The sequence below is a fragment of the Curvibacter sp. AEP1-3 genome, from assembly GCF_002163715.1.
Lineage (GTDB): Bacteria > Pseudomonadota > Gammaproteobacteria > Burkholderiales > Burkholderiaceae_C > Allorhodoferax.
The window spans coordinates 1,112,410-1,138,093 of the sequence record NZ_CP015698.1 but is presented as its reverse complement, the minus strand read 5'-3'; the positions used below and the strand labels follow the sequence as shown (position 1 = coordinate 1,138,093).

Genomic DNA, 25,684 nt, shown 5'->3' with positions numbered 1-25,684 from the left:
CGCTCAAGTCCCCCACAACTCCCGCATCGCGGCTTCAAAGTGTTGCGCCACGGCGCTTTGCGCAGGGTGCTGACCCTGGCGGATCACGTGCTGGCCTGCCACATAGACATCCCTGATGGCCGGTGGGTGCGTAGCAAATACCAAAGCGTCCAGCAAGTGCGAGCCTGGCACGCCCAAGAGGCCGGGGGCCTGCACATCCAGCACCAGAGCGTCAGCACGCGCGCCTACCTGCAGGCCCCAATTTGCATGACCGCTGGCTGCTGCACCTGCGTGTACCGCAGCTTCCAACAAGCGCGCAGCGGTGGCAGGCTGATGCCCCTGCGCTGCCGCTACGTTGCGCTGTTGCAGTCGCAGGCGCTGGCCGTATTCCAGCCAACGGATTTCTTCGTTCCATTGCCGGCCCACATGGCTGTCGGAGCCCAGAGCCATGGGCACGCCTGCGGCCAGCCAGCCGGGCAGGTCTGCAAAGCCGTCGCCCAGGTTGCCTTCGGTGCTGGGGCAAATCACGATGCCGGCACCGCTGCGGGCGACGGCCTCTATCTCAGCGGCCTCGGTGTGGGTGGCATGCACCAGTTGCCAGCGGGAGTCCATGGACCAACGTTGCGCCAGGTGAGCGATGGGGCGCTGCCCGGTGGCGGCCAGGCAGTCGCGCACCTCCTGCATTTGCTCAGCCACGTGAATATGGATGGGCATGTGGGCATCACCCACGTGGGCCAGCAAGGCGTCAATGGATGCCGCTGACGCAGCCCGCAGTGAGTGGATGGCCACGCCTGCATTCAGTAGCGGGCGGCCGCTGGCCTGTACCGTAGCCTGCAAGCGGGCGATGAAGTCCGGAGTGCCCGCAAAACGCCGCTGGTCGGGCCGCAGATTCGACTGCTGAAAGCCGGCACGCTCATAAAGCACGGGCAGCAGCGTGAGGCCCATGCCTGCGTCCTGTGCCGCGTCGGCCAGGGCCCAGACCATGGTGGCCTCATCGGCGTAGGGTTGGCCGTCTTCCTGGTGGTGCAGGTAGTGGAACTCACACACCTGCGTGTAGCCGCCTTGCAGCAGTTCCACGTACAGCTGGGCTGCAACGGCCCGCATCTGAGCGGGGGTGATGCGCAGGGCCGCGCCATACATGCGGTCGCGCCAGGACCAGAAGTCGTCGGCCTCCGTCTCGCGCCGCTCCGCCAGGCCGGCAAAGGCACGCTGGAAAGCGTGGCTGTGCGCATTCACCAATCCCGGTAGCACCGGCCCCGGAAGCACGGTGGCGTGGGTTGGGGCTGGGGTGACGCCCGGCGTGATGGCCGCCCAGTGCCCGCGTGCGTCAACTTCCAGACACACATCGCGCTCCCAGCGGCCATTCACCCAGGCTTGCGGGGCCCAAAAAACGTGCTCGCTCATGCGGGCCTCCAGTCGGTCAGGGTGCGCACCAGCGCGTGCAGCACGGGCAGCACGCGGGCTGCGCGGTCTGGTGCCAAGGTGTAGGGCGGTTCCTCGGCCATGTAGCAGCGCCAGCACATTTCCAGCTGGATGGCGTGCACCTGCTCCGCTGGGCGTCCGTAGTTCCGGGTGATGTAGCCGCCTTTGAAGCGGCCGTCCACCACATGGGTAAATTCAGATTGGCTTTGCAATACTTTTGATAGCTGCTCGCGCAGAGCTGGTGAGGCACTGCTGCCGTTTACGGTGCCAAGGTTCAGGTCCGGCAGGCGGCCTTCAAACAGCCAGGGCAGCACCGAGCAGATGCTGTGCGCATCAAACAGCACGGCGTGGCCGTGCAGCGTGCGCAGGCGCTGTAATTCGCCGTCCAGCGCGTCGTGGTACGGCCGCCAATAGTCCGTCACGCGCTGGGCGACTTCAGATTCGGTGGGCTCCTGGCCCGGCAGGTACAGCGGCTCGCCGCTGAAGAAGCGGCTGGGGCACAGCTCGGTGTTGTTCACGCCGGGGTACATGGGCGCGCTTTCGGGCGGGCGGTTCAGGTCCACCACATAACGTGCATGGCGCGGGACGAGGGTGCCGGCGCCCATGTCGCGCACAAAGGCGTAGAGGGCCTCGAGGTGCCAGTCGGTGTCTTCTGCGGCATGCGCGCGGGGTATCAAGCGGCTGCGGATGACGTCTGGGATGTCGGTGCCCACATGCGGAAAGCTCACCAGCAGCGGGCTGCTACCGCGCGTGAGCGTGAAGGTCGGGTGGGTGATGGGGGATGTCACGGTGTGCGCTCCAGTCCGCCCACGATGATGCGGCGGCAAGGGTTGTGGCCGAACCAGTAGGCCAGTTCGCGGGGGTGGTCCAGGTTCCACACACAGAAGTCGGCCCGCTGGCCGGCTGCCAAGGTTCCCCGGTCGTGCAGGCCCAAGGCGCGTGCGCCGTGTACCGTGGCGCCACGCAGGGCTTCTTCGGGCGTCAGGCGGAACAAGGTGCAGGCCATGTTGAGCATGAGCAGCATCGACAAGCCAGGCGAGGTGCCGGGGTTGTGGTCGGTGGCAATGGCCATGGGCACGCCGTGGGCGCGCAGGGCATCCATCGGCGGCAGCTTGGTCTCGCGCAAAAAGTAATAAGCGCCGGGCAGCAGCACCGCCACCGTGCCGGCGGCTTGCATGGCGCGTATGCCAGCCTCGCTAAGGTGCTCCAGATGGTCGCACGAGAGGGCGCCGAACTCTGCCGCCAGTGCCGCGCCGCCCTGGTCGCTGAGCTGCTCGGCATGCAGCTTGACGGGTAGGCCCAAGGCCCGGGCCGCTTCAAAAACGCGCCGCGTTTGGGCGGGAGGGAAGCCTATGGTTTCGCAGAATGCGTCCACGGCATCGACCAACCCTCGGGAATGCAGCTCGGGCATCCAGGCGCACACGGCGTCCACATAGTCGTCGTTACGCCCGGCAAATTCGGGCGGCACGGCGTGGGCGCCCAGGTAGGTGGTGCGCACGTTCAAGGGCAGGCTCTCGCCCAGAGTGCGCGCCACGCGCAGGCAGCGGGCTTCGTCTTCCAGGCTCAGGCCGTAGCCCGACTTGATCTCGATGGTGGTCACCCCCTCGGCCATCAGGCTGCGCGCGCGGCGGGTGGCGTTTGCCAGCAAGGTGGCTTCGCTGGCGGCACGGGTGGCGGCCACGCTGGAGCGTATGCCGCCGCCGGCCTGCGCAATCTGCTCGTAGCTGGCGCCTTGCAGGCGCATCTCGAACTCGGCTGCGCGGTCGCCGCCGTACACCAAGTGGGTGTGGCAGTCCACCAGGCCGGGAGTGACTAAGGCACCATCCAAATCTACCTCTTGCGTGATGCTTTGCTTGTGCTCGGCAGGCAGCTCAGTGCGCGGGCCACACCAGATGATGTGTTCTCCACGGGTCAGCATGGCGCCGTCTTCCAGCCACCCCCAGGGTTCGCTGCCATGCAAGCTGGCGATGCGGGCGTGGTGCCAAAGCGTGGTGGCGGTGTGGGTAAGGCTCATGGTGTGGCTCCCTCAGTTGTGTCCGGGGTGAAGCCCAGCCAGTACGCCGGTGCGCCCTTAATGGGCTCTGTGCTGGCGTCTGGCGTAAACGTCCACGGGGCGGTGTTGGGTGACTCGTCCCACAGCAGGGTGTGGGCGCTAATTTGCACTTGGCGTGCGCCGTCGCTCCAGGTGCCGGCGCCGGTGCTGTACAGGCCGCGCATGGCCAGCGGGCTGTGCCAGGGTTGCCCCGCAATGACTATCTGCATGAAGCCTCGGCCTTGCCGCGCCATCAGGTTCAGGTCTTGGGTGGGGCCGTCCAGCAGGCGGCAGTGGGGCGCAGCGGCACCGTCAAATTCCAGCGGCGCATCGCCGGCACGCAATGTCTGCGGCATGGGCAACGCCAATTCCACCCCCGCGCCTTGCAATACGGCAAACCAGCGTTGCACACCGGGGAAAGCAGAGAAGGGGCCGTCCGCCGCAATGTCAGCCCGCCTGATGCGCAGCTGCCACTCGCCCATGGGGGGCCACACCAGCAACTCGCGGGTTTGGCCCCCGCCGTTGCGCCAGGGCTGGGGGGCGCATTCCTGCGCGTGGATGAGGCGCAGTGTCATGGCTTGAACTGTCCTTGAATCTGGTAGCGCGTGCCAGGGTGCACCAGGCGCGCCAGGGTGATGGGCACATCGCGGTTCATGGTGCGGCGCACGATGATGAGGCAGGGGTCCTGCGGGGTGATGCCCAGCAGCTCGGCCTCTTGCGGGCTGGGCGGACCGGCCTCGATGGAGTACTGCGCCTCCCACAAGGGGGCGACTTCCAGCAGGTAGTGGGTGGGTGTGGTCTGGCTGAAGTCCACGCCCAGATAGTCGGGCGCGCAGGCGGGGTTCACGTAGCGGTCTTCGCACTGCAGCGGCACCCCGTTCTCGGAGTGCACGATCAGGGTGTGAAACACCGGCGCCCCCAGCGGCAGGCCCAGTTGCTGGGCCAAGCCGTCCACCGCCAGCTCCTCGCGCGACAGTATGACCCGTGCCTGGTGCTGGTGGCCACGGGCTGCAATTTCTTCGTGCAAGTCTTTGATGGTCAGGGTGGACGACACCCGCGCCAGATGCGCCGCAAACGTGCCCACGCCCTGTACCCGGGTCACAAAGCCTTCGGCCTGCAACTCGCGGATAGCGCGGCCTACCGTCATGCGGCTGACCTTGAACTGTTGCACCAGCTCGGACTCAGAGGGCATCTGGCTGCCCGGCGTCCAGCGGCCCTGCGACAGGCCTTCCATCAAAAAGTTTTTGACGTGGGTATAGGGCGCTGCAGCGCCTGAGGGGGTGGGGGTGGTGGAAACCATCCGTAAATTGTAGTTGCATAGGCATGTCTAGACAAGTAGACTCCGCGACATTGCATTTTTGTTGAAAGCGAGTTTGAAGATGTCTGCTCCCTCCCAAGCCCGGCATGTGCGCGCACCCCACGGCACCACCCTGCATTGCAAGAACTGGCTCACCGAAGCCGCCTACCGCATGCTGCAAAACAACCTGGACCCTGAGGTGGCAGAAGACCCGGACGCGCTGGTGGTGTATGGCGGTATCGGCAAGGCAGCGCGTAACTGGGATTGCTTTGACGCCATCCTGGTGAGCCTGCGCAACCTGAATGAAGACGAAACCCTGCTGGTGCAAAGTGGCAAGCCGGTGGGTGTGTTCCGCAGCCATGCGGATGCGCCGCGCGTGCTGATTGCCAACTCCAATCTGGTGCCCAAGTGGGCGACCTGGGAGCACTTTCACGAGCTGGATAAAAAGGGCCTGATGATGTATGGCCAAATGACGGCCGGCAGCTGGATCTACATCGGCAGCCAGGGCATTGTGCAAGGCACTTACGAGACGTTTGTGGAAGCCGGCAAGCAGCACTTTGGTGGCAGCTTGCAAGGCAAATGGATTTTGACGGCCGGCCTCGGCGGCATGGGGGGCGCGCAGCCGCTGGCGGCCAGCTTTGCCGGAGCCTCGTCTCTGAATATCGAGTGCCAGCAAAGCCGCATCGACTTCCGCCTCAAGACCCGCTATGTGGACGAGCAAGCCACGGATCTGGACGACGCGCTGCAGCGCATGGCCCGTTATGCGGCTGAAGGCAAGGCGGTGTCGGTGGCCTTGCTGGGCAATGCCGCCGAGCTGCTGCCCGAGATGGTGCGCCGCGCCCGCGCCGGTGGACCGCGCCCCGATATGGTGACCGACCAGACCTCCGCACACGACCTGGTGCACGGCTACCTGCCGCCCGGCTGGTCAGTAGAGCAGTGGCGCGCAGCGCAGGCGGACGACACCCAGCACGCTGCGCTGCGCTTGGCTGCCGCGCAAGGCTGCGCGGTGCATGTGCAGGCCATGCTGGACTTCCAGACCATGGGTATTCCCACCGTGGACTACGGCAACAACATTCGCCAGGTGGCGCTGGACCAGGGCGTGAAGAACGCATTTGACTTCCCCGGCTTTGTGCCCGCCTATGTGCGTCCCCTGTTCTGCCGTGGCAAGGGTCCATTCCGCTGGGTGGCCTTGAGTGGCGACCCGGAAGACATCCGCAAGACGGACGCGAAGATGAAAGAGTTATTCCCCGAAGACGCGCACCTGCACCGTTGGCTGGACATGGCGGGCGAGCGAATTGCCTTCCAGGGCCTGCCGGCACGCATCTGCTGGATCGGCCTGGGCGAGCGCCACCGCGCAGGTCTGGCCTTTAACGAGATGGTGAAGAACGGTGAGCTCAAAGCTCCTATCGTCATTGGCCGTGACCATCTGGACAGCGGCTCGGTCGCATCACCCAACCGCGAGACCGAAAGCATGCAAGACGGCTCTGACGCCGTGAGCGATTGGCCTTTGTTGAACGCACTGCTCAACACCGCAGGCGGCGCCACCTGGGTCAGCCTGCACCATGGCGGTGGCGTGGGCATGGGCTACAGCCAGCACAGTGGCGTGGTCATCGTGGCCGACGGCACAGACGCTGCCGCCAAGCGCCTGGAGCGCGTGCTCTGGAACGACCCCGGCACCGGCGTGATGCGCCATGCGGATGCCGGGTATGAGATTGCAAAGCAATGCGCACGCGAGCAAGGTATGAACCTGCCCATGTTGAAAGGTTAAGAAGCACCCCTGTGCGCCTTTGGCGCTTCCCCTCCAGGGGACGACACCTGCAGCCCGGCGGAGCCGGTTCTGCGGTGTCCCTGGTTGAACCCCTCCCTCCGGAAATATTTATGACTTCATTGATTCTCAACCCCGGCAAGATCACGCTGGATGAACTCGGCCTCATTCACGCCGGCGTGTGCCAGCTGAGCCTGCCCGAATCCGCCCGCGTCAACATCCGCGCCGCCCATGCGCTGGTCAAGGCGGCAGCCGATGGGGATGCGCCTGTTTATGGTGTGAACACCGGCTTCGGCAAGCTGGCTAACAAGCGCATCGACAAAGACCAGCTCGACACCTTGCAGCGCAACCTGATCCGCAGCCACAGCGTGGGCGTGGGCGAGCCGTTGGCAGCACCCATCATGCGGCTGATGATGGCTACCAAGGCTGCCAGCCTGGCGCGCGGCTATTCGGGCTGCCGCGATGTGGTGGTGGACACCATTCTGGCGGTGCACAACGCGGGCCTGGTGCCCTGCGTGCCCTCGCAAGGTTCGGTCGGCGCCTCGGGCGATTTGGCGCCGTTGTCGCACATGACGCTGGCATTGATGGGCGAGGGCGACATGCTGGTCGACGGCGTGCGCGTACCGGCACTGCAAGCCCTGCAAGCCGCTGGAATTGCGCCGTTGACGCTGGAAGCCAAAGAAGGCCTGGCCCTGATCAACGGCACCCAAACCTCCACCGCGCTGGCCTTGCACGGCTTGCTGGCCTTCGAGCCGGTGCTGGAGGCCGCGCTGGTCATTGGCGCACTCACGCTGGACGCGGCCCGTGGCAGCGACGGCCCGTTTGACCCGCGCATCCATGCGGTGCGTGGCCAGCCCGGCCAGATCGACGTAGCCCAGTACTACCGCGAGCTTCTCAAGGGCAGCGCCATCCGCGCCAGTCACGCCGAGGGGGATGACCGCGTGCAAGACCCTTATTGCCTGCGCTGTCAGCCGCAGGTCGTGGGCGCCTGCGTGGACCAGCTGCGCCACGCTGCCCGCGTGCTGCTGATAGAAGCGAATGCGGTCACCGACAACCCGCTCGTCTTCCCCGAAGACGGCGCCATGATTTCCGGTGGCAACTTCCACGCCGAACCCGTGGCCTTGGCGGCGGACGGCATGGCCCTGGCCATTGCCGAAGTGGGCGCGATTGCCGAGCGCCGCATCGCTATGCTGATCGACAGCAGCGTGTCACGTCTGCCGCCTTTCCTGACGGCCGATGCAGGTCTGAACAGCGGCTTCATGATCGCGCACGTCACCGCTGCCGCTCTGGCGTCCGAGAATAAATCGCTGGCCCACCCCGCCAGTGTGGACAGCCTGCCCACCAGCGCCAACCAGGAAGACCATGTATCGATGGCCACATTTGCCGCGCGACGTTTGCAAGCCATGATCCACAACACCGCACACATCCTCGGCATCGAGTTGTTGGCGGCTGCACAGGGCATCGAGTTCTTACGCCCACTCAAGAGTTCGGCCGTGTTGGAAGAGGTCCATGCGCTGCTGCGCAAAGACGTGCCTGCCCACCATGTGGACCGCTATCTGGCGCCGGACATTGCGCATGCCACAGAACTGGTGAAAAGCGGTGCGGTGTCGCGCCCGTTGGCGCCTCTGGCGGGGCTGCCGGCATTGTGGACACCCGCATAGCCTTAACAACTCTGTCTTGGAAGCTCAGGCAGGGCTGACATTGCAAAGGTCTTACCGGTTCAGGCATTGACCCCAGCATCGGATGGGTATGCCGTGTTTGATTCACCCAGTCGGGCGTAGCTTGGCTGATGCCCAATCAGCGTGGCGGTGGCAGGGGCTGCCCCAACATGCGCGGCCATAGCCAAACGAGCAGACGAGACGGGTCTCCCCGGTCGCCTGCCGCCACAGGCTGCACAGTTTCCAAGCGGCTACTGGTGTTCTCTGCTGCAGCTGTTCGCTGTGCCACTTCAAAACTGAATACATAGCTTGGTTCTTGGCCCATACGCAAGTCGGTGAATACTGCGCGGTCTCCTTGCATTTGTATTTTGAAAAATCCGTGGGTGAAGGCAGCCAGTCGCTCCACATGCGGGTTGTCTTTCAGCTCATGGCGTAGAGCGTCGTCTTGCGGGAAGGAATCCCATTGAATGCGACGCTCGCCGTCAAGTAGCGAGTAGAAGCCCTCTTCATATCCGTTGGTGCGCATTACCACCACGCGCCATAGCACTGTGTTCAGCGGGGCGGGGGTCACCAGAAATTGAGAATACGGGATGCCACGCGCCGCTAGGTCATCTCGCACCACACTCTTCACCATCTGCTGAGCGGTCACGCTCCAGCCCAGGTACAGGCAAGAAAACGCCAAGGCCACTGCATTCCAGCGCAAACCCGTAGGAGGCTTCGCGATCAAGGCCACCACAAGGCCCAGCAGCAGGGGCAAGGTGTACAGCGGATCGACGATAAACATACTGCCCAGCCCAAACGGATGGCTGGAGAAAGGCTGCATCAGCTGCGTGCCGTAGATCGTGAAGTAGTCCAGAACCGGGTGGGTAAACAGGGCCAACCACAAGGCCAGCCACCAGCGCTTGAAGAGTGCGGGCTGCTGGTGCAAGCGGCTCACGCACCAAGCCATAAATGGTGCAAACAGTGTCAGGTAAAAGAGCCCGTGTGTCTGGGCTCGGTGTTGCACCATATTGCTCACCGGATCGCCGAAATCGACCAGTGCGTCCAGATCCGGCAAAGTGCCGGCCACCCCACCCCATAGCGCTGCCTTCCAGACAGCCGTGCGTCTGCCCATCACCGCAACGCCAATTGCACTGCCCAATACCAGTTGTGAAAGTGAATCCATGGTGAGTCCGTCAAGGTAGCAGGACGCATTGTGGCCACGCAGAGCGGTGTGTGTGCCTCCACGTGCTTTGAACCGGAATTTTGGAAGGGCTTTGCATCGCCCGGGGTAGTGTGTTCCTGCGCTGAGTCCAGCTGCTGGGCCATAAAGCGCCTCGCCTACGGAGGGGGGCGGTGAGACAGTCCGTCAACAAAGGCGCCATCAGGGAACAGTTGGCCCCACCACCTGCTTGCCCTCTTGTGAAACGGCAAAGCCCGGTGCGATACTGATTTGCATGCACACGCCTGAAGCTCCCCACTGCGTTCGCCATTTCGGTCAAATCTTGCTATGGCCTCTGCGGCTGATGCCGGTGCGGGGGGCTGAGGCCCGGCATTCCAAGCCCTGGGAGATTCTGGCCGCCATGGGCGACGCAACGCCCTGGCGCGAAGTGGTGGACGAATACACCGGCGACGCCTGCAACTTTCATGAGCGGCACTACAACGAGTTCGTGACCTTCTTGCCCTATGTGCAGCGCTTTCTGTATGGCGAAGGTCATGCCAAAGGTGGTGGGCAGGCGCATGGTTCGCCCATGCGGGTGTTCCGCAGGCACGACGTCGGCGCGGTGCGGGTGGTGCTGCGGCCCGGCATGGCGGCCATCACTCTTAGTGTGGTGCACGTGGACCTGTATTTCTTTTTGGATCTGGACCTGGTGCTGCTCAATGTGGAGGTGGCGGGCGACAACCTGCCACTCACGCATTCGCAAGAGTTGCTATACCGCTTCGGCCGCGGCTACCCCTCGGGTTGGGATGCGCAGGGGCAGGCGCAGCACTGCCTGCACCAGGCCGAGTGGCTGGGTGCTCAAGGCCAGGTGCTGGCGCAGTCTGACGCGGGGCAGCCCGATCTGTTCATGTCGCATGTGGCCCGCCACCGCGCACCCCGCATTGCTGCCCATTGGGATTGGCTGCTGCAGCCCTTGGTGAGCGACCATTCAGACCAGCTAGGCGCACTGCGCTACCGGCAGATCGAGTACTACCGCATGCCCCTGTTGGGCTACCTGGCGGTGGACGAGCCGCAGACCCTGAGCCGCAGCGACTTTGTGCGCCTGGGTTTGGTCACCGGTGCAGGCAGTGCCGATGGCGAAGCTGCACTGCCGTTTGCCAATGACCACCTGCAGGACTTTGAAGAGCGCTATTGCTACGACCGCTTCTGGACAACCGGTGGTGCTGCACCCCACACCCGCTATCTCTGCACCGGCCATTCGCTGGTGGTGGTGGGGGATGCCAACAGCCAGTTCTTCTCGTGCCGGGACCGGGGTGTGTTGGCCCAGTTCAGGCACCAGCATTTTTTGCTGTTTTTGATTGCGCACTTTCAGAAGGCAGCGCTTTTGATGTTTTCAGACCGGCTGGCCGAAACCCTGCGCAACCTCAACATCAGCGACCCTGGCAGCGTGCGGACCTTCAAGCGAAGTATCCGCAGCACCTTTGCCAGCTTCTTGCGCTTTACCCATCGCTATTGGTTTCATGAAATTTCGGAGCAGGCCCAGACCCGCGCACTGTTTGCCAAGTGCGCGCATCACCTGGGGCTGGACCCGCTGTACTCGGAAGTCAAAGAGCGCATCGCCGACATGAATAACTATCTGGAGGCTGACAGCCTGCGCCGCCAAGCCAATACCGTGGTGCGCCTCACAGTGGTCACCATACTGGGTTTGATTGGCACCATCACCACCGGCTTCTTGGGCATGAACCTGTTGGCCGAGGCAGACGCCCCCATGTCCCGCAAGGTGCTGGTGTTCGGGGTGGTGTTTGTGGTGACGATTGCGCTCACCGTGTACACCATGGCCAAGTCCAAGCGCTTGTCTGATTTTCTGGATGTGCTGTCCGAAGAGCGCGTAAGCCCGTGGACCAAGCTGAAAGCCTTTGCTGCCATCTGGGCGCGCGATCGGGACCGCGACTGAGTGGCTAGGACAGACGATTTGCTATCAAAATAGAAGCTGCTCCCGCTTATTCCACGTGCGCTGGAGGCCGTTTTGATGCCGCATTTGCTTGAGGAGGGCGGTAGCGGGTCAATACAGGCGGCAGAATGCGGCCCATGGATTCACAAGGAAAACGACATGTTGCTAACTGATATCGCCGTCGAGCACACGCTGGCGCCCCCCAAAGGAGGCCTTCGTGTGACCTTGGTGGTGCATCCCTTTACGAATACCCAGCGGGACTCGCTGGGAAAGTTCGAGATCGTTCGCAGCGTCCGTGAGCCGAACGGAAAAGACGTGAAGCGTTCCACCTTTGTGTCGTTTCAGCAATTGGCAGAGCTGTATGCCAAAGGGGTGCTTGAGGAATTCGGATTTGGTGTGCGCATGTGCCCAGCCGATGGCAAGCACCCCAATGTGACTCCCGTCAAAAAACTGCTCCCTGCCGGCATCAAGCCTGGCTCACCATTCGACCTCGCGGTGCAGGGCGTGGATGTTTCAATTCCAGCCACCCGCGAGTTGCGGACCGCATTGCTGCGCACAAGCGTCAAGGTGTAAGGGCTTTCAGAGACCGTTGGAAGTGGCTTCAGAGGTTACTTGGGGGACGCAGGCAAAAAGTCGGGTGTCTGGCTATCATGAAATCAATCAAGGACACCCCCATTCATGCTCATCCAGCTCACCTACGCAAGCCGCTCTGCCGGCATCCTCGGCCCGGGCGATGTCAAAGACATCTTGCAGAGTTCCGCGCGTAACAACCAGGCTGCGGGCATTACAGGTGCGCTTTGCTTGTCCAATGGCATCTTCTTGCAGCAGCTGGAGGGGGACCGGACGGCAGTGAATGCGCTGTACCACCGCATCCTGAAAGACTCCCGGAACAAAGACCCCGCCGTTCTGTAATGGGTCGTATCAGGCGCCTGCTTCAGCAAGAGCGGGTTCAGGAAGTGCCTGCGGATTTCAGGTGCCCGCTGTGTGAACGCAAGATTCCTGCGGCTCAGCGCGACGCCCACCATTTGATTCCGAAGTCCAAAGGCGGCAGGCACACCGAATACCTGCACCGGATATGTCACCGCCAGATTCACGCGCTATTCACGGAAACCGAGTTGGCCAGACAGTTCAACTCGGTGGAGGCTTTGCTGGCCCACCCTGACATGGCGTCTTTTGTGGCCTGGGTCAAAACCAGGCCCGACGACTTCATGGAGCGCACGCGAAAAAGCCAGCGCATCCGTAGCAAGTGAGGGGGCGGTTTATGCCTTGGGGGTCTCTGCCTTCGGGGTGCTTGCGGCGGCCGGCTTCTTGAGCTTGAACCTGGCTGCCGCAGCTTCCTTGTTGCGGGCTCGCTCAGCCATGATGCGGTCCAGCTCCTCCCGGCTACCTTTTCGCTTCATGTTGGGGTCTTTGCCAAATACGCCGGCCATAGTGATGTTTCCTTTGGCCCAGTCTAACTGACGGTAGCTGCGTTACGTTGATGATGGGTGGCAGATAAACTGCTTTCCATTCATCATTCGCCTCTGCATCCCATGCGCTACACCCTGCCGCCCGACACCGTTCACCATTACGCACGCTACGGCGCTGTGGTGCTTCGCGGTGTGCTCACGCCCGCTGAAGTGGCGCAGCTGGAGCGTGGCATCGAGCACAACCTGGCGCACCTGAGCCCGCTGGCTTTGGTGGCCAGCCAGCCGGACGACCCGGGCCGCTTTGTTGAAGACTTTTGCACCTGGCAACACAACCCGGACTACACGGCCGTCATGCAGCACAGCGCCTTGCCCTTGGTCGCCGCGCAGCTGATGCAAAGCGACACGGTGCGCATCTACCACGACCACCTTCTGGTCAAAGAGCCGGGCACCCGCCAACCCACCCCCTGGCACCAGGACCAGCCCTACTACAACGTGGCCGGCCGGCAGAACGTGAGCTTCTGGATACCCGTGGACCCTGTGCCTCTGGAGAGCACGCTGCGCTTTGTGGCTGGCTCGCACGCGGGCACCTGGTACATGCCGCGCACCTTCCGCGACCAGCAGGCCAAGTGGTTTCCTGTAGGCACGCTGGCCGAGCTGCCTGCCATCGATGCACACCCTGAAAAGTTTGAGCAACTCGCCTGGGCCTTGCAGCCCGGCGATGCCGTTGCATTCCACATGCTGGCCCTACACGCCAGCAGCGGGGTAGGGCCGGGCACGCGGCGCCGCGTGTTCTCAGCCCGCTATCTGGGCGACGATGCCCGCCACGCTGTGCGCAGCTGGCGCACCTCGCCCCCGTTTGCCGGGCTGGCAGACCGTTTGCCGGATGGCGCGGTGATGGACGATGCGCTGTTTCCCTTGGTTGCTATCAAATGAGGAGCTGCTGGCGAAAATCCCATCTGCGCTAGTGGCATATTTTTATATTGGGTATTGGAAAGGCCACGGTGCAATATTTCATCGTGTAGAGTTCCCCGGTCTTTCCCGCGATGCGGCCAATAAGGGAGTGTTTGTATATGAAATTCGTACCGCACTGGGTGGCTTTGGCGCTGTGTTTGGGAGGGGCTGCGCATGCCCAGCCGGCCAATCCCACGCACTATGAAAATTTGGCGATTGGTGCCTCTGTCCAAGGGGGCGTGGGCCTGGGTTTATTCTCCAAGCCCTTTCCGATACCACCGGGGCAATGGACCCTGGTGGGGCACAGTGTGAAAGAAATTGCCGTGGTCAATATGCGGACACGCGAACCCACGGGCTCCGTTGCAAAACATGACCTGACCTTCAAGAACAGCGAGCCCGGCAGCCTGCTGCCGTTGATGTTTGTGTCTATCACGGGCCGTTTGAGCAACCTGGATACTGGCAGAAAGCCCTGCAACCCGAGCACGAGTAAAAACCAGTGGGTAGACAACTTTTCAGAGCGCTCTGCGGCTGAGGTAGCTTCATCCAGCGCGTATGTGTGTGCAAGCAGCGCAGGTTTATCCAATTTCAAAAAAACGGTGACCGATGCGGCAGCTAGCAGCAACCTATGGATCAAGGCGGCACTGTCCCCAGTGGCGCCGGATGCGCACACGCTGCCAGACAACGTGGTCTTGGTCAATATCAGTGCCAGCCGCTTCCGTGGGTTTGCCTTTGATGTTGTTTTCTTTGTCAGGCAGGAAGGGAATTTGAGTGACCCGGTTTACGCTGCCCATTTGCAGCCTTGGATTCACGCTACCGGACTCAGCTTGTTGGCGGCTACAGACGGTAGTGCAAGCAGCATCAATTTGCCAGCACCCTTTGCCGGGTCGGTGGCGACAGGGCGCCCCGTTGCAATAGACAACCGCATTCAGTCCACGTTTACCGATGTCATACCGGTAGCGGACATTCGCATAAGGAAGACTTTTGAACTGCGCAGTGCCGATGGAGACAATCTCAAGTCCAGTCTGCTTGCGTGCATTCCGCAATTCGGCGCGAACTTCAGTTTGCCGAATGTGCCTATGCAATCTGTGGTCCACACCACATTTAAAACAGCGGGCTCATCCAGGATCTTCATTGTCAAAAAATCCATGGGGCTGTGCCTGCAAAGCAGTTCAGCCAACTTTCCCATTTTTGCGGCAGAGGCTTTTTCGGGCACCGTAGCACCGGTGGGTGTCAGTGACGAAGTGGTGTCGGACTGGAATGCCGAGATCGCCCGTTTGGTAGCCACCAAAGGCGTAGCCCAAGTCGCATACCAGTACCCTAACCAGGGAGCTATGTCGGTGAAGTATTGGGTAGATGCCAGCAACCCCATCATCATCCGCTACGCCACCGAGTTCAAAGCGCAAGGTGCATGGGTACCGCAAATATTCGATGCGGTATTTTCCGATATAGGCCTGACGGCCGTGCAGTCCATCAATGTAAATGCCAAGGGCGAAGGCAAGAAGGACGTTCCCTTCTAAATTGCTATTAAAAACGTAGCTTCTCGCGCATGCCGGAAGAGCGTTGGCAGTATTTTCGGTATGCGATTGATCTGCGTCAGTCCCGGGGCAAGCACTGCGTCAGTTAGAGGGCGAAGAATCAGGCGGTTCATCATCTCCACCCCACACGCAGGCCCCCCATGACGCACCAGCAGTCTTACGAACACAAACGCACATCCGCCGACCAAGCCATCCGGCAGGTGCGTGATGGCGACACCATCATCGTCCCCACCGGTGTGGGCGAACCACCCAGTTTGCTCACCGCGCTGTCAGAGCAGCGGCGCAGCTTTCGCGATGTGAAGGTTTGCCAGATTCTGGCCATGCGCAAGTACGGCTACATCGACCCCGCCACCACCGAACACGTGCGCCACGTTGCCTTCTTTTTTGGCGGGGCCACACGGGCCGGCGGGCAAGAGGGATGGATTGACTTCATCCCCAACTATTTCTCGGAAATTCCGGCGCAAATCGAGCGCGGGCAGATGGCGGCAGACGTGGTGTTTGCCATGGCGTCGCCCATGGACGAACATGGCTTCTTCGCGCTGAGCCTGGGCGCGGACTACACCATGGCGGCCGTCAAAAAAGCCCGCGCCGTGGTGCTGGAGGTCAACCCCAACGTGCCATTTGCCTTTGGCAACTGCCATGTGCACATCTCGCAAGTGGCGGCGCTGGTGGAGAGCGATGCGCCGGTCATGGAGGTGGGCCTGCCGAAGATCGGGCCGGTGCAGCAGGCCATTGGCAAGTACGTGGCCGATTTGATTGACGACGGTTCCACATTGCAGATCGGCTATGGCGGCATCCCGGACGCGGTGGTCATGCAGCTCACCGGCAAAAAGGACCTGGGCATCCACACGGAGATGATTGGCGACGGCATCATGACCCTGGTAGAGGCGGGTGCCGTGACCAACCGGCGCAAGAACTTCATGCCCGGAAAAATGGTGGCCACCTTCGGCCTGGGTTCGGCCAAGCTATACCGCTTTATGCACCGCAACCCGGGGCTGGAGATGCACCCGGTAGAGTTCACCAACGATCCGGCCATTGCAGGCCTGAACGACAACCTGGTAGCCATCAACGCCACCTTGCAGATCGATTTTTTGGGCCAGTGCGGCTCCGAGAGCCTGGGCCATGCGCCGTATTCCGGCACCGGCGGCCAGTCGGACTTTGTGCGCGCGGCCAACCGGTCCAAGGGAGGCAAGGCCTTCATCGTGCTGCCGTCTACCGCCAAGGACGACACCATCTCCCGCATCGTGCCTTCGCTGTCGCCGTGCACCCACGTCACCACCAGCAAGAACGACATCAACTACGTGGTCACCGAATACGGCGTGGCCCAGCTGCGCGGCAAGTCCATGAAGCAGCGCACGCAAGAGCTCATCGCCATTGCACACCCCAAGTTCCGCGATGAGCTGACCGCACAGGCCAAGCAACTGAAGATTTTGTGAGTCGTCGACTGGCAGAGAGTGTCAGAACTCGGTGATCACGGTCACGCCCGCTACTTCAAACTTGTCCATGTTCATCAGCGCGTCGATCGACTGCTGAAGGTTGATCTTTTTGCCTACTAGCTTTTCAGGGGCCAGCTTGCCGGTGCGCACCATGTCCAGCATGGCGCCGTAGCGGTGGGCCTGCATGCCGTGGCTGCCCAAAATCTCCAGCTCATGGGCGATGACCTTGGCCATGGGAATGGCCGGCGTGCTGTTCTCGGCCAGCATCAACCCCACCTGAATGTGTTTGCCCCGTCGGCGCAGGTTGCTGATGGAGTTGAAGCAGGTGGTGGGGTGGCCCAGCGCATCCAGCGACACATGCGCGCCGCCTTGCGTGATCTCCATCACCGCCTCGACCACGTTGGCCACCTGGGTGGCATTGACCGTGGCCACCGCACCCATGGCACGCGCCATGGCGAGCTTGTCTTCCGAGATGTCGATGGCCACCACATTGGCGCCCACCGCGTGGGCAATCATGATGGCTGACAGGCCCACGCCGCCACAGCCGTGCACCGCCACCCATTGGCCCGCAGAGGTCTTGCCCTGATCGACCACCGCGCGGAATGAGGTCACAAAGCGGCAGCCCAGGCTGGCGGCGGTGGCAAAGTCCAAGGTCTCGGGCAGAGCCACAAGGTTCAGGTCTGCCTTGTGGATGGACACATACTGCGCGAACGAACCCCAGTGCGTGAACCCGGGCTGGAACTGCTTTTCGCACACCTGCTGGTTGCCCGAGTGGCACTCCGGGCAGCTGCCGCAGCCGCCCACAAAGGGCACGGTGACGCGGTCGCCCACCTTCCAGCAGGTTACGTCTTTGCCCACGGCTTCCACCGTGCCCGCCAGCTCGTGGCCGGGGACGTGGGGCAGCACGATGTCGGTGTCATGCCCCACCCAACCATGCCAATCGCTGCGGCACACGCCGGTAGCCTGCACCTTCACGACCACGCCATGCGCCTCCGGCGTCGGGTCCGGCACGGTTTGCAGGCGGGGTGGGGCGGAAAAGGCTTCGTAGACAACGGCTTGCATGTGGGGTCCTTGTGGGGGCTTGCGGATAAATCACATGCTATCAAATGAATAGCTGCTAGCGCACATTCGGTGTGCGCTAGAGGTCAATTTCATTCATAACGCGTTGATTGATGGCATCAGACCATCTATGTGCTTTCGTAGTTGTTGCCCTTGAGAGACTCAGAAGGGCTTAGCAAATGTCAGCTCTAGCCTTGAGTGATGCGGGAAGAGGTGTTGGCGTAGCCCGAGAACAGATCTTTCTGGAACGGGACAATCTCATAGCGGATGAAGCAAGTGATGGTTATGGGGGCTCCATTGCTTGGTGATGCCAAGGAGTGTTCGGGAGATATATGGGGGATGCTTTGGTTGGTGGCGAAGTGTTCGGTCGGAGGCCCAAACATCTGGACTCGGTGGCGAGTGCCGGGCTCGACGTTGAATCTATGCAGTGAAACATCTCTGTGTTGTTGAAAGCGTTCACTTTCGACTCAAAGCGGACTTCTGACATCTCTGAATTTCGACTTGGCTGCGGACTTGCTACACACAAAAAAAGTTGTGGCCTTAAGCAGAAGCAATGCCTTAGAAGTAGACGCTCAGAAGCGGCGCCGCAGATTGATAGGAATCACTCTTTTGCTCTGCAATCAAGTCAAATCAACTACTTGGGTGTTTCAGTGCAGATGTAGGGCTTTTTAAAGTATCCCTCACACATGAAGAGGGTCACGCTTGTCCCATCAACCTGCACAAGCTTGCGGGAAACGTCGAACCTCGTTGTGATCAGAATCGGCTGATCATTTTCATCTTTGATAATGGCCCAGAGAGTTTTACCGCGTCTTGTTTCTTTTGAAATTTCTTTCAGCTTCCCTTGGACTAATTTCGGTATCGACTCATCGAGAACGATGTTTAGCTTCGAAAGCGTGAAACGTCCCAATAGAACAATTGCAATAAAAAGAAAAAAACAAATAATCCACCTCGCCGGATTTCGAACCAGGGAAAGTGCAACTGTCATGAATGTCCCTAGTGCTCCAAGGTAAAGCATCTTTACTGTGGGAGTGATTTCAGTACCAGCACCCGTTAAGGGTTGAAGCGTTATTTCTTGGCTAAGGGGTACAAAAAAATACACAGTAGCGTTCAGCGTGATGAGCACTACGCAGCTAACAGCAACCGTTAAGAGCTGGAGTCTTTCTTGAGAGTACTTGCCTGACAAAATCTTGGAAAACATTGAACGAGAAAAGAAGTTTTGCTGCGCGAGCAGATCCAGTTTTGATGCGTTCGGAAATTGGTAGAGGTTGAGCCTAAAGATTGCCTTCGGTCACTTTGCATAGAGCTGTCATAGATTGAATCCTGTTGCGCTGCAATTTTGACGTGTAAATTGCCGCTATTTCTTCCCTCATCCTTGTATGACCTACTTTGATTTCTGAGGAAGGACGGACGGGCCACACAAACAATCATTGGTCACTAGTCTGCAAGTGGCCCACGCCCGATTTAGCATGTTTGGGTTTGAGTACCACTACATTCAGATGACGGAATTTGGTCGACTGTTCCATCGCGCGTGTGTCGCTTCGGACAGACTATTGGTTTCGGAGTAGCTTGCAATGGCCTGTTGAATCCTCCCAGATTCACTGGATGCCATGGAGCTTCAAAGCCGTCATTGATCGAGGAACGCAACTGGCCCAAAGCGGCAAGAAATGGGTTTGATCCCGGGCTTCTATTGAACGGAAATGCTGCATTTACACATGCCAAGCTAGGGGCCTCCCTCCAGACAGCAACCCAATTTAAGAACAGCACGTCCCCGAAGCTCGCATCCGATAATCAGTAAGCCCCCACAGCCATCCACTCCGGAATCTGCAATGTCCCTCGCCATTCTCAAAACCCTGTTCGCCCAGAAGACGTGGGCCAATGCCGAGTTGTTTGATGCCATGCATCTGGTGGACGCGGTCCAGCATGCCGAGCCGCTGCACACAGCCACCCGCACGCTGAACCACATCTATGTGGTGGACCGCATCTTCCGCGCCCATTTGTTGGGCGAGGCGCATGGCTACACCCAGACCAACACCGACGACACGCCCGCGTTAGGTGACTTGCATTTCGCCGCTGCCGAGACGGACCACTGGTTTGAGGCCTATGTGGCGGGGCAGAGCGAATCAGCGTTGGCCGAGAACCTGAGCTTTCAGTTCACCGATGGGGATGCCGGCCGCATGACGCGCGAGGAGATGCTCTTCCACGTGTTGGCCCACGGCTCGTACCACCGTGGCAATGTGGGGCAGGTGCTTAAGGGCATAGGCATGGCGCCACCGCGTGACCTGCTCACCAAGTTCTTGCACCAGCGCGAGCCGGCACGGCGCCAGCCCGCTTGAGTAGCAGTAGATTGCTATTTATTTGATAGCCGCTCGCGCATATTCCACATGCGCTAGCAGCCTATTTGGCTTGTAACTGGCCTACAGCGCAGTCCGCAGCGTCCAGATCTCGGGGAACAGCACCACGTCCAGCATCTTGCGCAGGTAGCTCACGCCGCCGGTTCCCCCGGTGCCGCGCTTGAAGCCGATGACGCGCTCCACCGTGGTGACGTGGCGGAAGCGCCAGAGGCGGAAGGCGTCTTCCAGGTCGGTCAGCTCTTCGGCCAGTTGGTACAGGTCCCAGTGGGCCTTGGGGTCGCGATAGACCTGCAGCCAAGCGGCTTCGACTTCGGGGCTGGCGGTGTAGGGTTGGGTCCAGTCCCGCTGCAGGTGGCTGGCGGGCACGGCAATGCCGCGGCGGGCCATGAGCTTGAGGGCTTCGTCATACAAAGACGGCGCTTCATACGCCGCTTGCACCAACGCCAGGCGCTCGGGCGCGTGGGCGTGAGGCTTGAGCATGGCGGCGTTTTTGTTGCCCAGCGAGAACTCGATGCAGCGGTACTGAAAGCTCTGGAAGCCACTACTCTGACCCAGGTAGGGTCGCATGGCGGTGTACTCGGGCGGCGTCATGGTGGCCAGCACATCCCAGGCATGCACCAGCTGCTCCATGATCTTGCTCACGCGCGCCAGCATCTTGAAGGCGGGCGGCAGGTCGTCTTGGGCGATGTGCGCAATAGCGGCGGTGAGCTCGTGCAGCATGAGCTTCATCCACAGCTCGCTGGTCTGGTGCTGGATGATGAAGAGTAGCTCGTCATGCGTGGGGGACAGCGGCTTTTGCGCACCCAAGATGGTGTCGATCTGCAGGTAGTCGCCGTAGCTCATGGAGTTGCTGAAGTCGAGCTGGGCTTTTTCTTCGGCGACGATCGATTCGCCCGCGGTGGGGGCGCCCCCGCCGTGCATCGGGCAGCCAGAGGTGGTGTTGCTCATATCAGGTCACCGCGTGCTTTTGGTTGAACTCGGGCTTTTGCCACTCGCCAGTTTCCAAGACTTGGCGCAAGTGCTCCACCGCGTTCCACACATCTTCAAACCCGATGTACAGCGGCGTAAACCCAAAGCGCAAGATGTCTTTGTGGATGCCGCCATCGCCCGCGCGGTAGTCGCCAATCACTCCGCGTGCAATCAGCGCTTGCACGATGGCAAAGGCACCGGAGCCCAAGGCGCCACCGGCCGTGTGCTCACGCGTCAGGCAGACCTGCGAGCCGCGCTGGGCGTGCTCACGCGGAGTCGCCAAGCCCAGACCGTAGCCTTGGCAACGCTCTTCCACCAGCTGGATGAACAGGTCTGTCAATGCCAGTGATTTGGCGCGCAGGGCCGTCATGCCGCCCAGCTTTTCAGCGGCCTCAAAGCCCTCCAGCCCGCAGCCCAGGAGCGACATGCTGACGATGGGCTGGGTGCCGCACAGGTAGCGGGTGATGCCGGGGGCGGGTTGGTAATCGGGGGTGAAGGCAAAGGGTGCCGCGTGGCCCCACCAGCCGGCCAGGGGCTGCCAGAAGCGGTCGGCGTGTTTGGGGTGTACCCACACAAAGGCCGGTGCGCCGGGGCCGCCGTTCAGGTACTTGTAGCCGCAGCCCACTGAGAAGTCGGCGCCCGAGGCCTTGAGGGTTACTGGCACCGCGCCCGCGCTGTGGGCCAGGTCCCAAATCATCAAAGCACCAGCGGAGTGGGCGGCAACGGTCACGGCGAGCATGTCGTGCATGGCGCCGGTGCGGTAGTTCACATGGGTGAGCATCAGCACGGCCACGTCGGCAGTCAGTGCGGCGGCAATCTCTTCGGGCTCCACCAGCTTCAGGGTGTAGCCGCGCTCTTTGCACAGGCCTTCGGCGATGTACAGGTCGGTGGGGAAGTTGCTGCGCTCGCTCACGATGAGCTTGCGTTCAGGCGAGTCCTGCGCGGCAATGGACAAGGCGGCAGACAGCACCTTGAACAGGTTGATAGACGTGCTATCGGTGGCCACCACTTCATCCGCATCCGCTCCAATCAACGGGGCAATGCGGTTACCCAAACGCTGCGGCAGGCTGAACCAACCGGCCGTATTCCAGGAGCGGATCAGGCCTTGGCCCCATTCTTGAGTGACGACTTCAGCAGCGCGGGCAGCGGCGGTTTTGGGCATCACGCCCAGGGAGTTGCCGTCGAGGTAGATCACGCCTTCGGGAATGTCGAACAGGTCGCGCAGCGGGCGCAGGGTGTCGGCCGCATCACGGGCGCGGCAGTCGTTCAGGGTCAAGGGCGTAGTGCTCATGGTGTCTCAAGGAGGGTGGATTTGCGAAATTATGTGTTGAGGGCTTTGAAATGTTGATATCTAATCTTCAGTATTCAAAAAATGGACTAAGTTAGTCTTTGAAGATCGTTTGGAGAAAAATTTATGCAGCAAGTCACCGATAAAGCCGACCGCCTGCTGCTGCGGGCCTTGCAAGACAACGCGCGCCTCACTTCCGGTGAGCTGGCGCAGATGGCCCATTTGTCGCAGTCGCCCACCTGGCGGCGCGTCAAGCAGCTGGAGGAAGCGGGCACCATCAAGGGCTACCACGCCGCGCTGGACCGGCGCGCGCTGGGCTACAGCGTGCTGGCGTTTGTGCTGATCGGCATTGACCACCAGAACGAGGCTTCATCACAGGCCTTTGTGCAGGCAGTGTCCGAGATTCCGGAGGTGGTGCAGTTCCACGCCATCTCAGGGCAGGCCGACTTTTTGGTGGGGCTGGTGGCGCGTGACCTGGACCACTATTCCGAGTTGTTGCAACGCAAGTTGCACCGCCTGCCGGGTGTGCGGCAAGTGCAGTCGCATTTCTCGCTGCAGGAGTTCAAGGGGCAGATGGCGGATCTGCCGGTTCCTCTGGACTGAGCGCCAGATTTCAAACGGTTCACAATGCAGTAGCTCTCAACAACCGGACTCGCCATGAAACTAAGCCATTTTTCTTTTCCGCTGCATGCACGTGCACTCGTCAGTGGAGTGGCTTGTTTGCTGCTGAGTGGCGCGGCTTTGGCCAACAAGCCCGACTGGGCGGGTAAGGGCAAAAACAAGCACTCGGAGGAGTCACACGCCCAAGCGCAAGGTGGGTCGGTAGAGATCCGGGTCGGAGGCTACTTTGGCGATGACCAACGCCGCACCGCGCAGGACTATTACGGCGCCCAGCAGGCCAAGGGCAAATGCCCGCCCGGCTTGGCCAAAAAGAACAATGGATGTCAGCCACCCGGCCAGGCCAAGAAGTGGTTGCGTGGCCAGCCGCTTCCGCGCGATGTGGTTTTCTACCCGCTGCCGCGGGACATCTCGGTGCGTATCGGCTTGCCGCCGGCCGGCTACAAGTACGTGCGTGTAGCCAACGACATTCTGCTCATTGCCATCGGCACCAGCATCGTCGTGGACGCCATTGAAGATCTGATGCGTTGATGCCTCACAGCGACGGCATGCACCCGCGAAGGTGCACGCCGTCGCGGGAGTTAGAGCTGGCCCAGCAGCAGGTACTCCATGAGCGCCTTCTGCACGTGCATGCGGTTTTCGGCTTCGTCCCAGACCACGCTTTGCGGGCCGTCGATGACTTCGGCTTCCACCTCTTCGCCACGGTGGGCGGGCAAGCAGTGCATGAAGATGGCGTTGGGCGCGGCCACCGCCATCATCTTGCGGTCCACGCACCAGGCGGCAAAGGCCTTACGGCGGACTTCGTTTTCGGCCTCGAAGCCCATGCTGGTCCACACATCGGTGGTGATCAGGTCGGCGTCCTGGCAGGCTTCCATCGGATTGCTATAGGTTTTATAGCTGCCCGCGCCCATTCCGCCGGCGCTGGCGGCCAATTTCTCATTGACTTCGTAGCCGCTGGGTGTGGATACGCGCAAGTGGAAGCCCAGCTTGGCAGCAGCCTGCAGCCAGGTGTTGGCCATGTTGTTGCCGTCACCCACCCAGGTCACAGTCTTGCCCTGGATAGGGCCGCGGTGCTCGATGTAGGTGAAGATGTCCGCCAGGATCTGGCAGGGGTGGAATTCGTTGGTCAGGCCGTTGATGACGGGCACCCGCGAGTTGGCGGCAAAAGCTTGCAGCTTGGTTTGCTCGTAGGTGCGGATCATCACGATGTCCGTCATGCGGCTGATGACCTTGGCGCTGTCCTCAATCGGCTCGGAGCGGCCGAGCTGGCTGTCGCCGGTGGTCAGGTGCACCACGCTGCCGCCCAATTGGTACATGCCGGCCTCAAAGCTTACGCGGGTTCGGGTGGAAGCCTTCTCGAAGATCATGGCCAGCGTGCGGTCGACGAGGGTGTGGTGGCGCTCAAAGGTCTTGAACTTGCGCTTGATGAAGGCCGCGCGCTCCAGCAGGTAGGCGTATTCGTCGGCGCTGAAGTCGTCGAACTGCAGGTAGTGCCGCACTGGCGGCGCGCCTTGGGGCAGGGTGCTGGGGACGGCGTTGCTGGAGAGGCTCATGCGGTTTCTTTCAAAAAGGCAGCAATCAGGGGCGCGAGGATGGCGACGATCTCGTCGGCCTCGGCCACGCTCAAAATCAGGGGGGGCACCAGGCGGACCACGCTGTCAGCCGTCACGCTGATCAGCAAACCTGCATCGGCAGCCCGTTGCACCAGGGCGCCGCAGGGCTTGGTCAGGTCCACGCCCATCATCAGGCCCTGGCCGCGCACTTCTTTCACCCCGCCGTTGGCTATCTCGGCTTTGAGAGCGGCTTCCAGCCCAGCTTTCAGGTGGGCGCCCACCTTCTCGGCATTGGCCAGCAGACCTTCCGCTTCCATGATGCGGATGGTTTCGACCCCGGCGCGCATGGACAGCGGGTTGCCGCCGAAGGTGGAGCCGTGGTTGCCGGGTTGGAAGATGGTGGCGGCTTTGGGGCCCACCACCACAGCGCCCACCGGCACGCCGGAGCCCAGGCCCTTGGCCAAGGGCATCACGTCGGGCTGAATGCCCGCCCACTGGTGGGCAAACCACTTGCCGGTGCGGCCCATGCCGCACTGCACTTCGTCAATCATCAACAGCCAGTCGCGCTGGTCGCACAGGGCACGCACATCGCGCAAGTAGTCCATGTGCATGGGGTTCACGCCGCCTTCGCCCTGGATGGCTTCAAAAAACACGGCCACGACATTCGGGTTGCCTTCGGTCGCTGCTTTGAGTGCGTCAATGTTGTTCACCGGCACGCGGATAAAGCCTTCCACCAGCGGGCCGAAACCGGCTTGCACTTTGGGGTTGCCGGTGGCGCTGAGCGTGGCGATGGAGCGGCCGTGGAACGCTTTTTCGAACACCACGACCTCGGGGCGGGCTATGCCCTTGTCGTGGCCGAACTTGCGGGCCAGCTTCAGGGCGGCTTCGTTGGCTTCCAGGCCGGTGGAGCAGAAAAACACATTGCTCATGCCGGAGCGTTCCACCAGCAGTTTGGCCAGCTCTTCCTGCAGGGGGATGTGGTAGTAGTTGGAGGTGTGGATCAGCTTGGTGAGCTGGTCTTGCAGCGCGGGCACGAGCTGGGGGTGGTTGTGGCCCAGGGTGTTGACTGCGATGCCGCCCAGGGCGTCCAGGTATTCCTTGCCGTTCACGTCCCACACGCGGCAGCCTTGTCCATGGCTCAGGGCGATGGGCAATCGGCCGTAGGTGTTCATCACGTGGGGTGAAGACGGCGTGGTAACGGTGGCGGCGGTCATGTCATAACTCCGGGGTTGGCTACAAAACAGATCGGCCCGACTGCTGCAAAGGCCAG

25 protein-coding genes are annotated in these 25,684 nt (G+C 61.5%); 12 read left to right on the top strand and 13 right to left on the bottom strand.

All coding sequences use genetic code 11. The annotated features are described in order from the left end of the window. Window positions 1–3: 3 nt before the first annotated feature. Genes AEP_RS05365 through hutC form a run of 5 tightly spaced genes read right to left on the bottom strand, consistent with a single transcriptional unit; the run spans window position 4 to window position 4,733 of the window. Entirely contained in the window at window positions 4–1,383 is a 1,380-nt protein-coding gene (locus AEP_RS05365; RefSeq protein ID WP_087494435.1) for a formimidoylglutamate deiminase, read from the bottom strand. After that, the gene (hutG, locus tag AEP_RS05360; RefSeq protein WP_232459935.1) at window positions 1,380–2,189 is read right to left on the bottom strand and encodes an N-formylglutamate deformylase; all 810 of its coding nucleotides are present in this window, start codon (window positions 2,187–2,189) and stop codon (window positions 1,380–1,382) included. The genes AEP_RS05365 and hutG overlap by 4 nt, the downstream gene beginning before the upstream one ends. After that, complete coding sequence (gene hutI / locus AEP_RS05355; protein WP_087494434.1) at window positions 2,186–3,415, bottom strand: imidazolonepropionase; 1,230 nt, start codon at window positions 3,413–3,415, stop codon at window positions 2,186–2,188. Before hutI ends, hutG begins: the two co-directional genes overlap by 4 nt. Then, a complete protein-coding gene (locus AEP_RS05350) occupies window positions 3,412–4,008 on the bottom strand; it encodes a HutD/Ves family protein (protein ID WP_087494433.1) in 597 nt (198 codons plus the stop codon). Before AEP_RS05350 ends, hutI begins: the two co-directional genes overlap by 4 nt. Next, a complete protein-coding gene (gene hutC / locus AEP_RS05345; protein WP_087494432.1) occupies window positions 4,005–4,733 on the bottom strand; it encodes a histidine utilization repressor in 729 nt (242 codons plus the stop codon). The genes AEP_RS05350 and hutC overlap by 4 nt, the downstream gene beginning before the upstream one ends. A gap of 79 nt (window positions 4,734–4,812) precedes the next feature. Here hutC and hutU point away from each other — a divergent pair, with 79 nt between their 5' ends. Beyond that, window positions 4,813–6,498: a urocanate hydratase gene (gene hutU, locus AEP_RS05340; RefSeq protein WP_087494431.1), complete on the top strand. Its 1,686-nt coding sequence runs from the start codon at window positions 4,813–4,815 to the stop codon at window positions 6,496–6,498. A 110-nt stretch (window positions 6,499–6,608) separates the two neighbouring features. Beyond that, window positions 6,609–8,156 (top strand): histidine ammonia-lyase, encoded by a 1,548-nt coding sequence (gene hutH, locus AEP_RS05335; protein WP_087494430.1) that lies wholly within the window; start codon window positions 6,609–6,611, stop codon window positions 8,154–8,156. A 136-nt stretch (window positions 8,157–8,292) separates the two neighbouring features. On the opposite strand, the gene AEP_RS05330 is transcribed toward hutH, so the two are convergent. Further along, window positions 8,293–9,318: a metal-dependent hydrolase gene (locus AEP_RS05330; RefSeq protein WP_087494429.1), complete on the bottom strand. Its 1,026-nt coding sequence runs from the start codon at window positions 9,316–9,318 to the stop codon at window positions 8,293–8,295. Window positions 9,319–9,589: 271 nt separating this feature from the next. Between AEP_RS05330 and AEP_RS05325 the strand changes: the two genes are divergently transcribed. From AEP_RS05325 to AEP_RS05310, 4 genes are all read left to right on the top strand, one after another. Then, window positions 9,590–11,248 (top strand): hypothetical protein, encoded by a 1,659-nt coding sequence (locus AEP_RS05325; protein WP_087494428.1) that lies wholly within the window; start codon window positions 9,590–9,592, stop codon window positions 11,246–11,248. A gap of 156 nt (window positions 11,249–11,404) precedes the next feature. Then, window positions 11,405–11,818, top strand: coding sequence for a hypothetical protein (locus AEP_RS05320; protein ID WP_087494427.1), 414 nt, complete (start codon window positions 11,405–11,407; stop codon window positions 11,816–11,818). A 105-nt stretch (window positions 11,819–11,923) separates the two neighbouring features. Continuing rightward, window positions 11,924–12,157 carry a BLUF domain-containing protein gene (locus tag AEP_RS05315; protein ID WP_232459934.1) on the top strand — a complete coding sequence of 78 codons (234 nt, stop codon included), beginning with the start codon at window positions 11,924–11,926 and terminating at the stop codon, window positions 12,155–12,157. Further along, window positions 12,157–12,495: an HNH endonuclease gene (locus tag AEP_RS05310; RefSeq protein WP_087494426.1), complete on the top strand. Its 339-nt coding sequence runs from the start codon at window positions 12,157–12,159 to the stop codon at window positions 12,493–12,495. The genes AEP_RS05315 and AEP_RS05310 overlap by 1 nt, the downstream gene beginning before the upstream one ends. A 9-nt stretch (window positions 12,496–12,504) precedes the next feature. Here AEP_RS05310 and AEP_RS20615 read toward each other — a convergent pair whose 3' ends face one another. Beyond that, window positions 12,505–12,675 (bottom strand): hypothetical protein, encoded by a 171-nt coding sequence (locus AEP_RS20615; RefSeq protein WP_157673054.1) that lies wholly within the window; start codon window positions 12,673–12,675, stop codon window positions 12,505–12,507. A gap of 102 nt (window positions 12,676–12,777) precedes the next feature. Here AEP_RS20615 and AEP_RS05305 point away from each other — a divergent pair, with 102 nt between their 5' ends. From AEP_RS05305 to AEP_RS05295, 3 genes are all read left to right on the top strand, one after another. After that, window positions 12,778–13,587: a phytanoyl-CoA dioxygenase family protein gene (locus tag AEP_RS05305; protein ID WP_087494425.1), complete on the top strand. Its 810-nt coding sequence runs from the start codon at window positions 12,778–12,780 to the stop codon at window positions 13,585–13,587. Between the two features lie 137 nt (window positions 13,588–13,724). Continuing rightward, window positions 13,725–15,122, top strand: coding sequence for a hypothetical protein (locus tag AEP_RS05300; protein ID WP_087494424.1), 1,398 nt, complete (start codon window positions 13,725–13,727; stop codon window positions 15,120–15,122). A gap of 158 nt (window positions 15,123–15,280) precedes the next feature. Further along, the gene (locus AEP_RS05295) at window positions 15,281–16,576 is read left to right on the top strand and encodes an acetyl-CoA hydrolase/transferase family protein (protein WP_087494423.1); all 1,296 of its coding nucleotides are present in this window, start codon (window positions 15,281–15,283) and stop codon (window positions 16,574–16,576) included. A gap of 21 nt (window positions 16,577–16,597) precedes the next feature. Here the strand turns inward: AEP_RS05295 and AEP_RS05290 are convergent, their stop codons facing one another. Next, a complete protein-coding gene (locus AEP_RS05290) occupies window positions 16,598–17,638 on the bottom strand; it encodes a zinc-dependent alcohol dehydrogenase family protein (RefSeq protein ID WP_087494422.1) in 1,041 nt (346 codons plus the stop codon). Window positions 17,639–18,269: 631 nt separating this feature from the next. Then, the gene (locus AEP_RS05285; protein ID WP_087494421.1) at window positions 18,270–18,833 is read right to left on the bottom strand and encodes a hypothetical protein; all 564 of its coding nucleotides are present in this window, start codon (window positions 18,831–18,833) and stop codon (window positions 18,270–18,272) included. A 628-nt stretch (window positions 18,834–19,461) separates the two neighbouring features. On the opposite strand from AEP_RS05285, the gene AEP_RS05280 reads away from it, so the two are divergent. Further along, the gene (locus AEP_RS05280; protein ID WP_087494420.1) at window positions 19,462–19,968 is read left to right on the top strand and encodes a DinB family protein; all 507 of its coding nucleotides are present in this window, start codon (window positions 19,462–19,464) and stop codon (window positions 19,966–19,968) included. 81 nt (window positions 19,969–20,049) lie between these two features. Here AEP_RS05280 and kynA read toward each other — a convergent pair whose 3' ends face one another. Continuing rightward, window positions 20,050–20,934, bottom strand: coding sequence for a tryptophan 2,3-dioxygenase (gene kynA, locus AEP_RS05275; protein WP_087494419.1), 885 nt, complete (start codon window positions 20,932–20,934; stop codon window positions 20,050–20,052). Window position 20,935: 1 nt separating this feature from the next. Further along, the gene (kynU, locus tag AEP_RS05270; RefSeq protein WP_087494418.1) at window positions 20,936–22,246 is read right to left on the bottom strand and encodes a kynureninase; all 1,311 of its coding nucleotides are present in this window, start codon (window positions 22,244–22,246) and stop codon (window positions 20,936–20,938) included. Window positions 22,247–22,369: 123 nt separating this feature from the next. On the opposite strand from kynU, the gene AEP_RS05265 reads away from it, so the two are divergent. Further along, window positions 22,370–22,846 carry an Lrp/AsnC family transcriptional regulator gene (locus AEP_RS05265; RefSeq protein ID WP_087494417.1) on the top strand — a complete coding sequence of 159 codons (477 nt, stop codon included), beginning with the start codon at window positions 22,370–22,372 and terminating at the stop codon, window positions 22,844–22,846. A 54-nt stretch (window positions 22,847–22,900) separates the two neighbouring features. Next, a complete protein-coding gene (locus AEP_RS05260; protein WP_087494416.1) occupies window positions 22,901–23,392 on the top strand; it encodes a hypothetical protein in 492 nt (163 codons plus the stop codon). A 50-nt stretch (window positions 23,393–23,442) separates the two neighbouring features. Here the strand turns inward: AEP_RS05260 and argF are convergent, their stop codons facing one another. Then, a complete protein-coding gene (argF, locus tag AEP_RS05255) occupies window positions 23,443–24,414 on the bottom strand; it encodes an ornithine carbamoyltransferase (protein WP_087494415.1) in 972 nt (323 codons plus the stop codon). Beyond that, the gene (locus AEP_RS05250) at window positions 24,411–25,628 is read right to left on the bottom strand and encodes an aspartate aminotransferase family protein (protein ID WP_087494414.1); all 1,218 of its coding nucleotides are present in this window, start codon (window positions 25,626–25,628) and stop codon (window positions 24,411–24,413) included. Before AEP_RS05250 ends, argF begins: the two co-directional genes overlap by 4 nt. Between the last annotated feature and the right edge of the window lie 56 nt (window positions 25,629–25,684).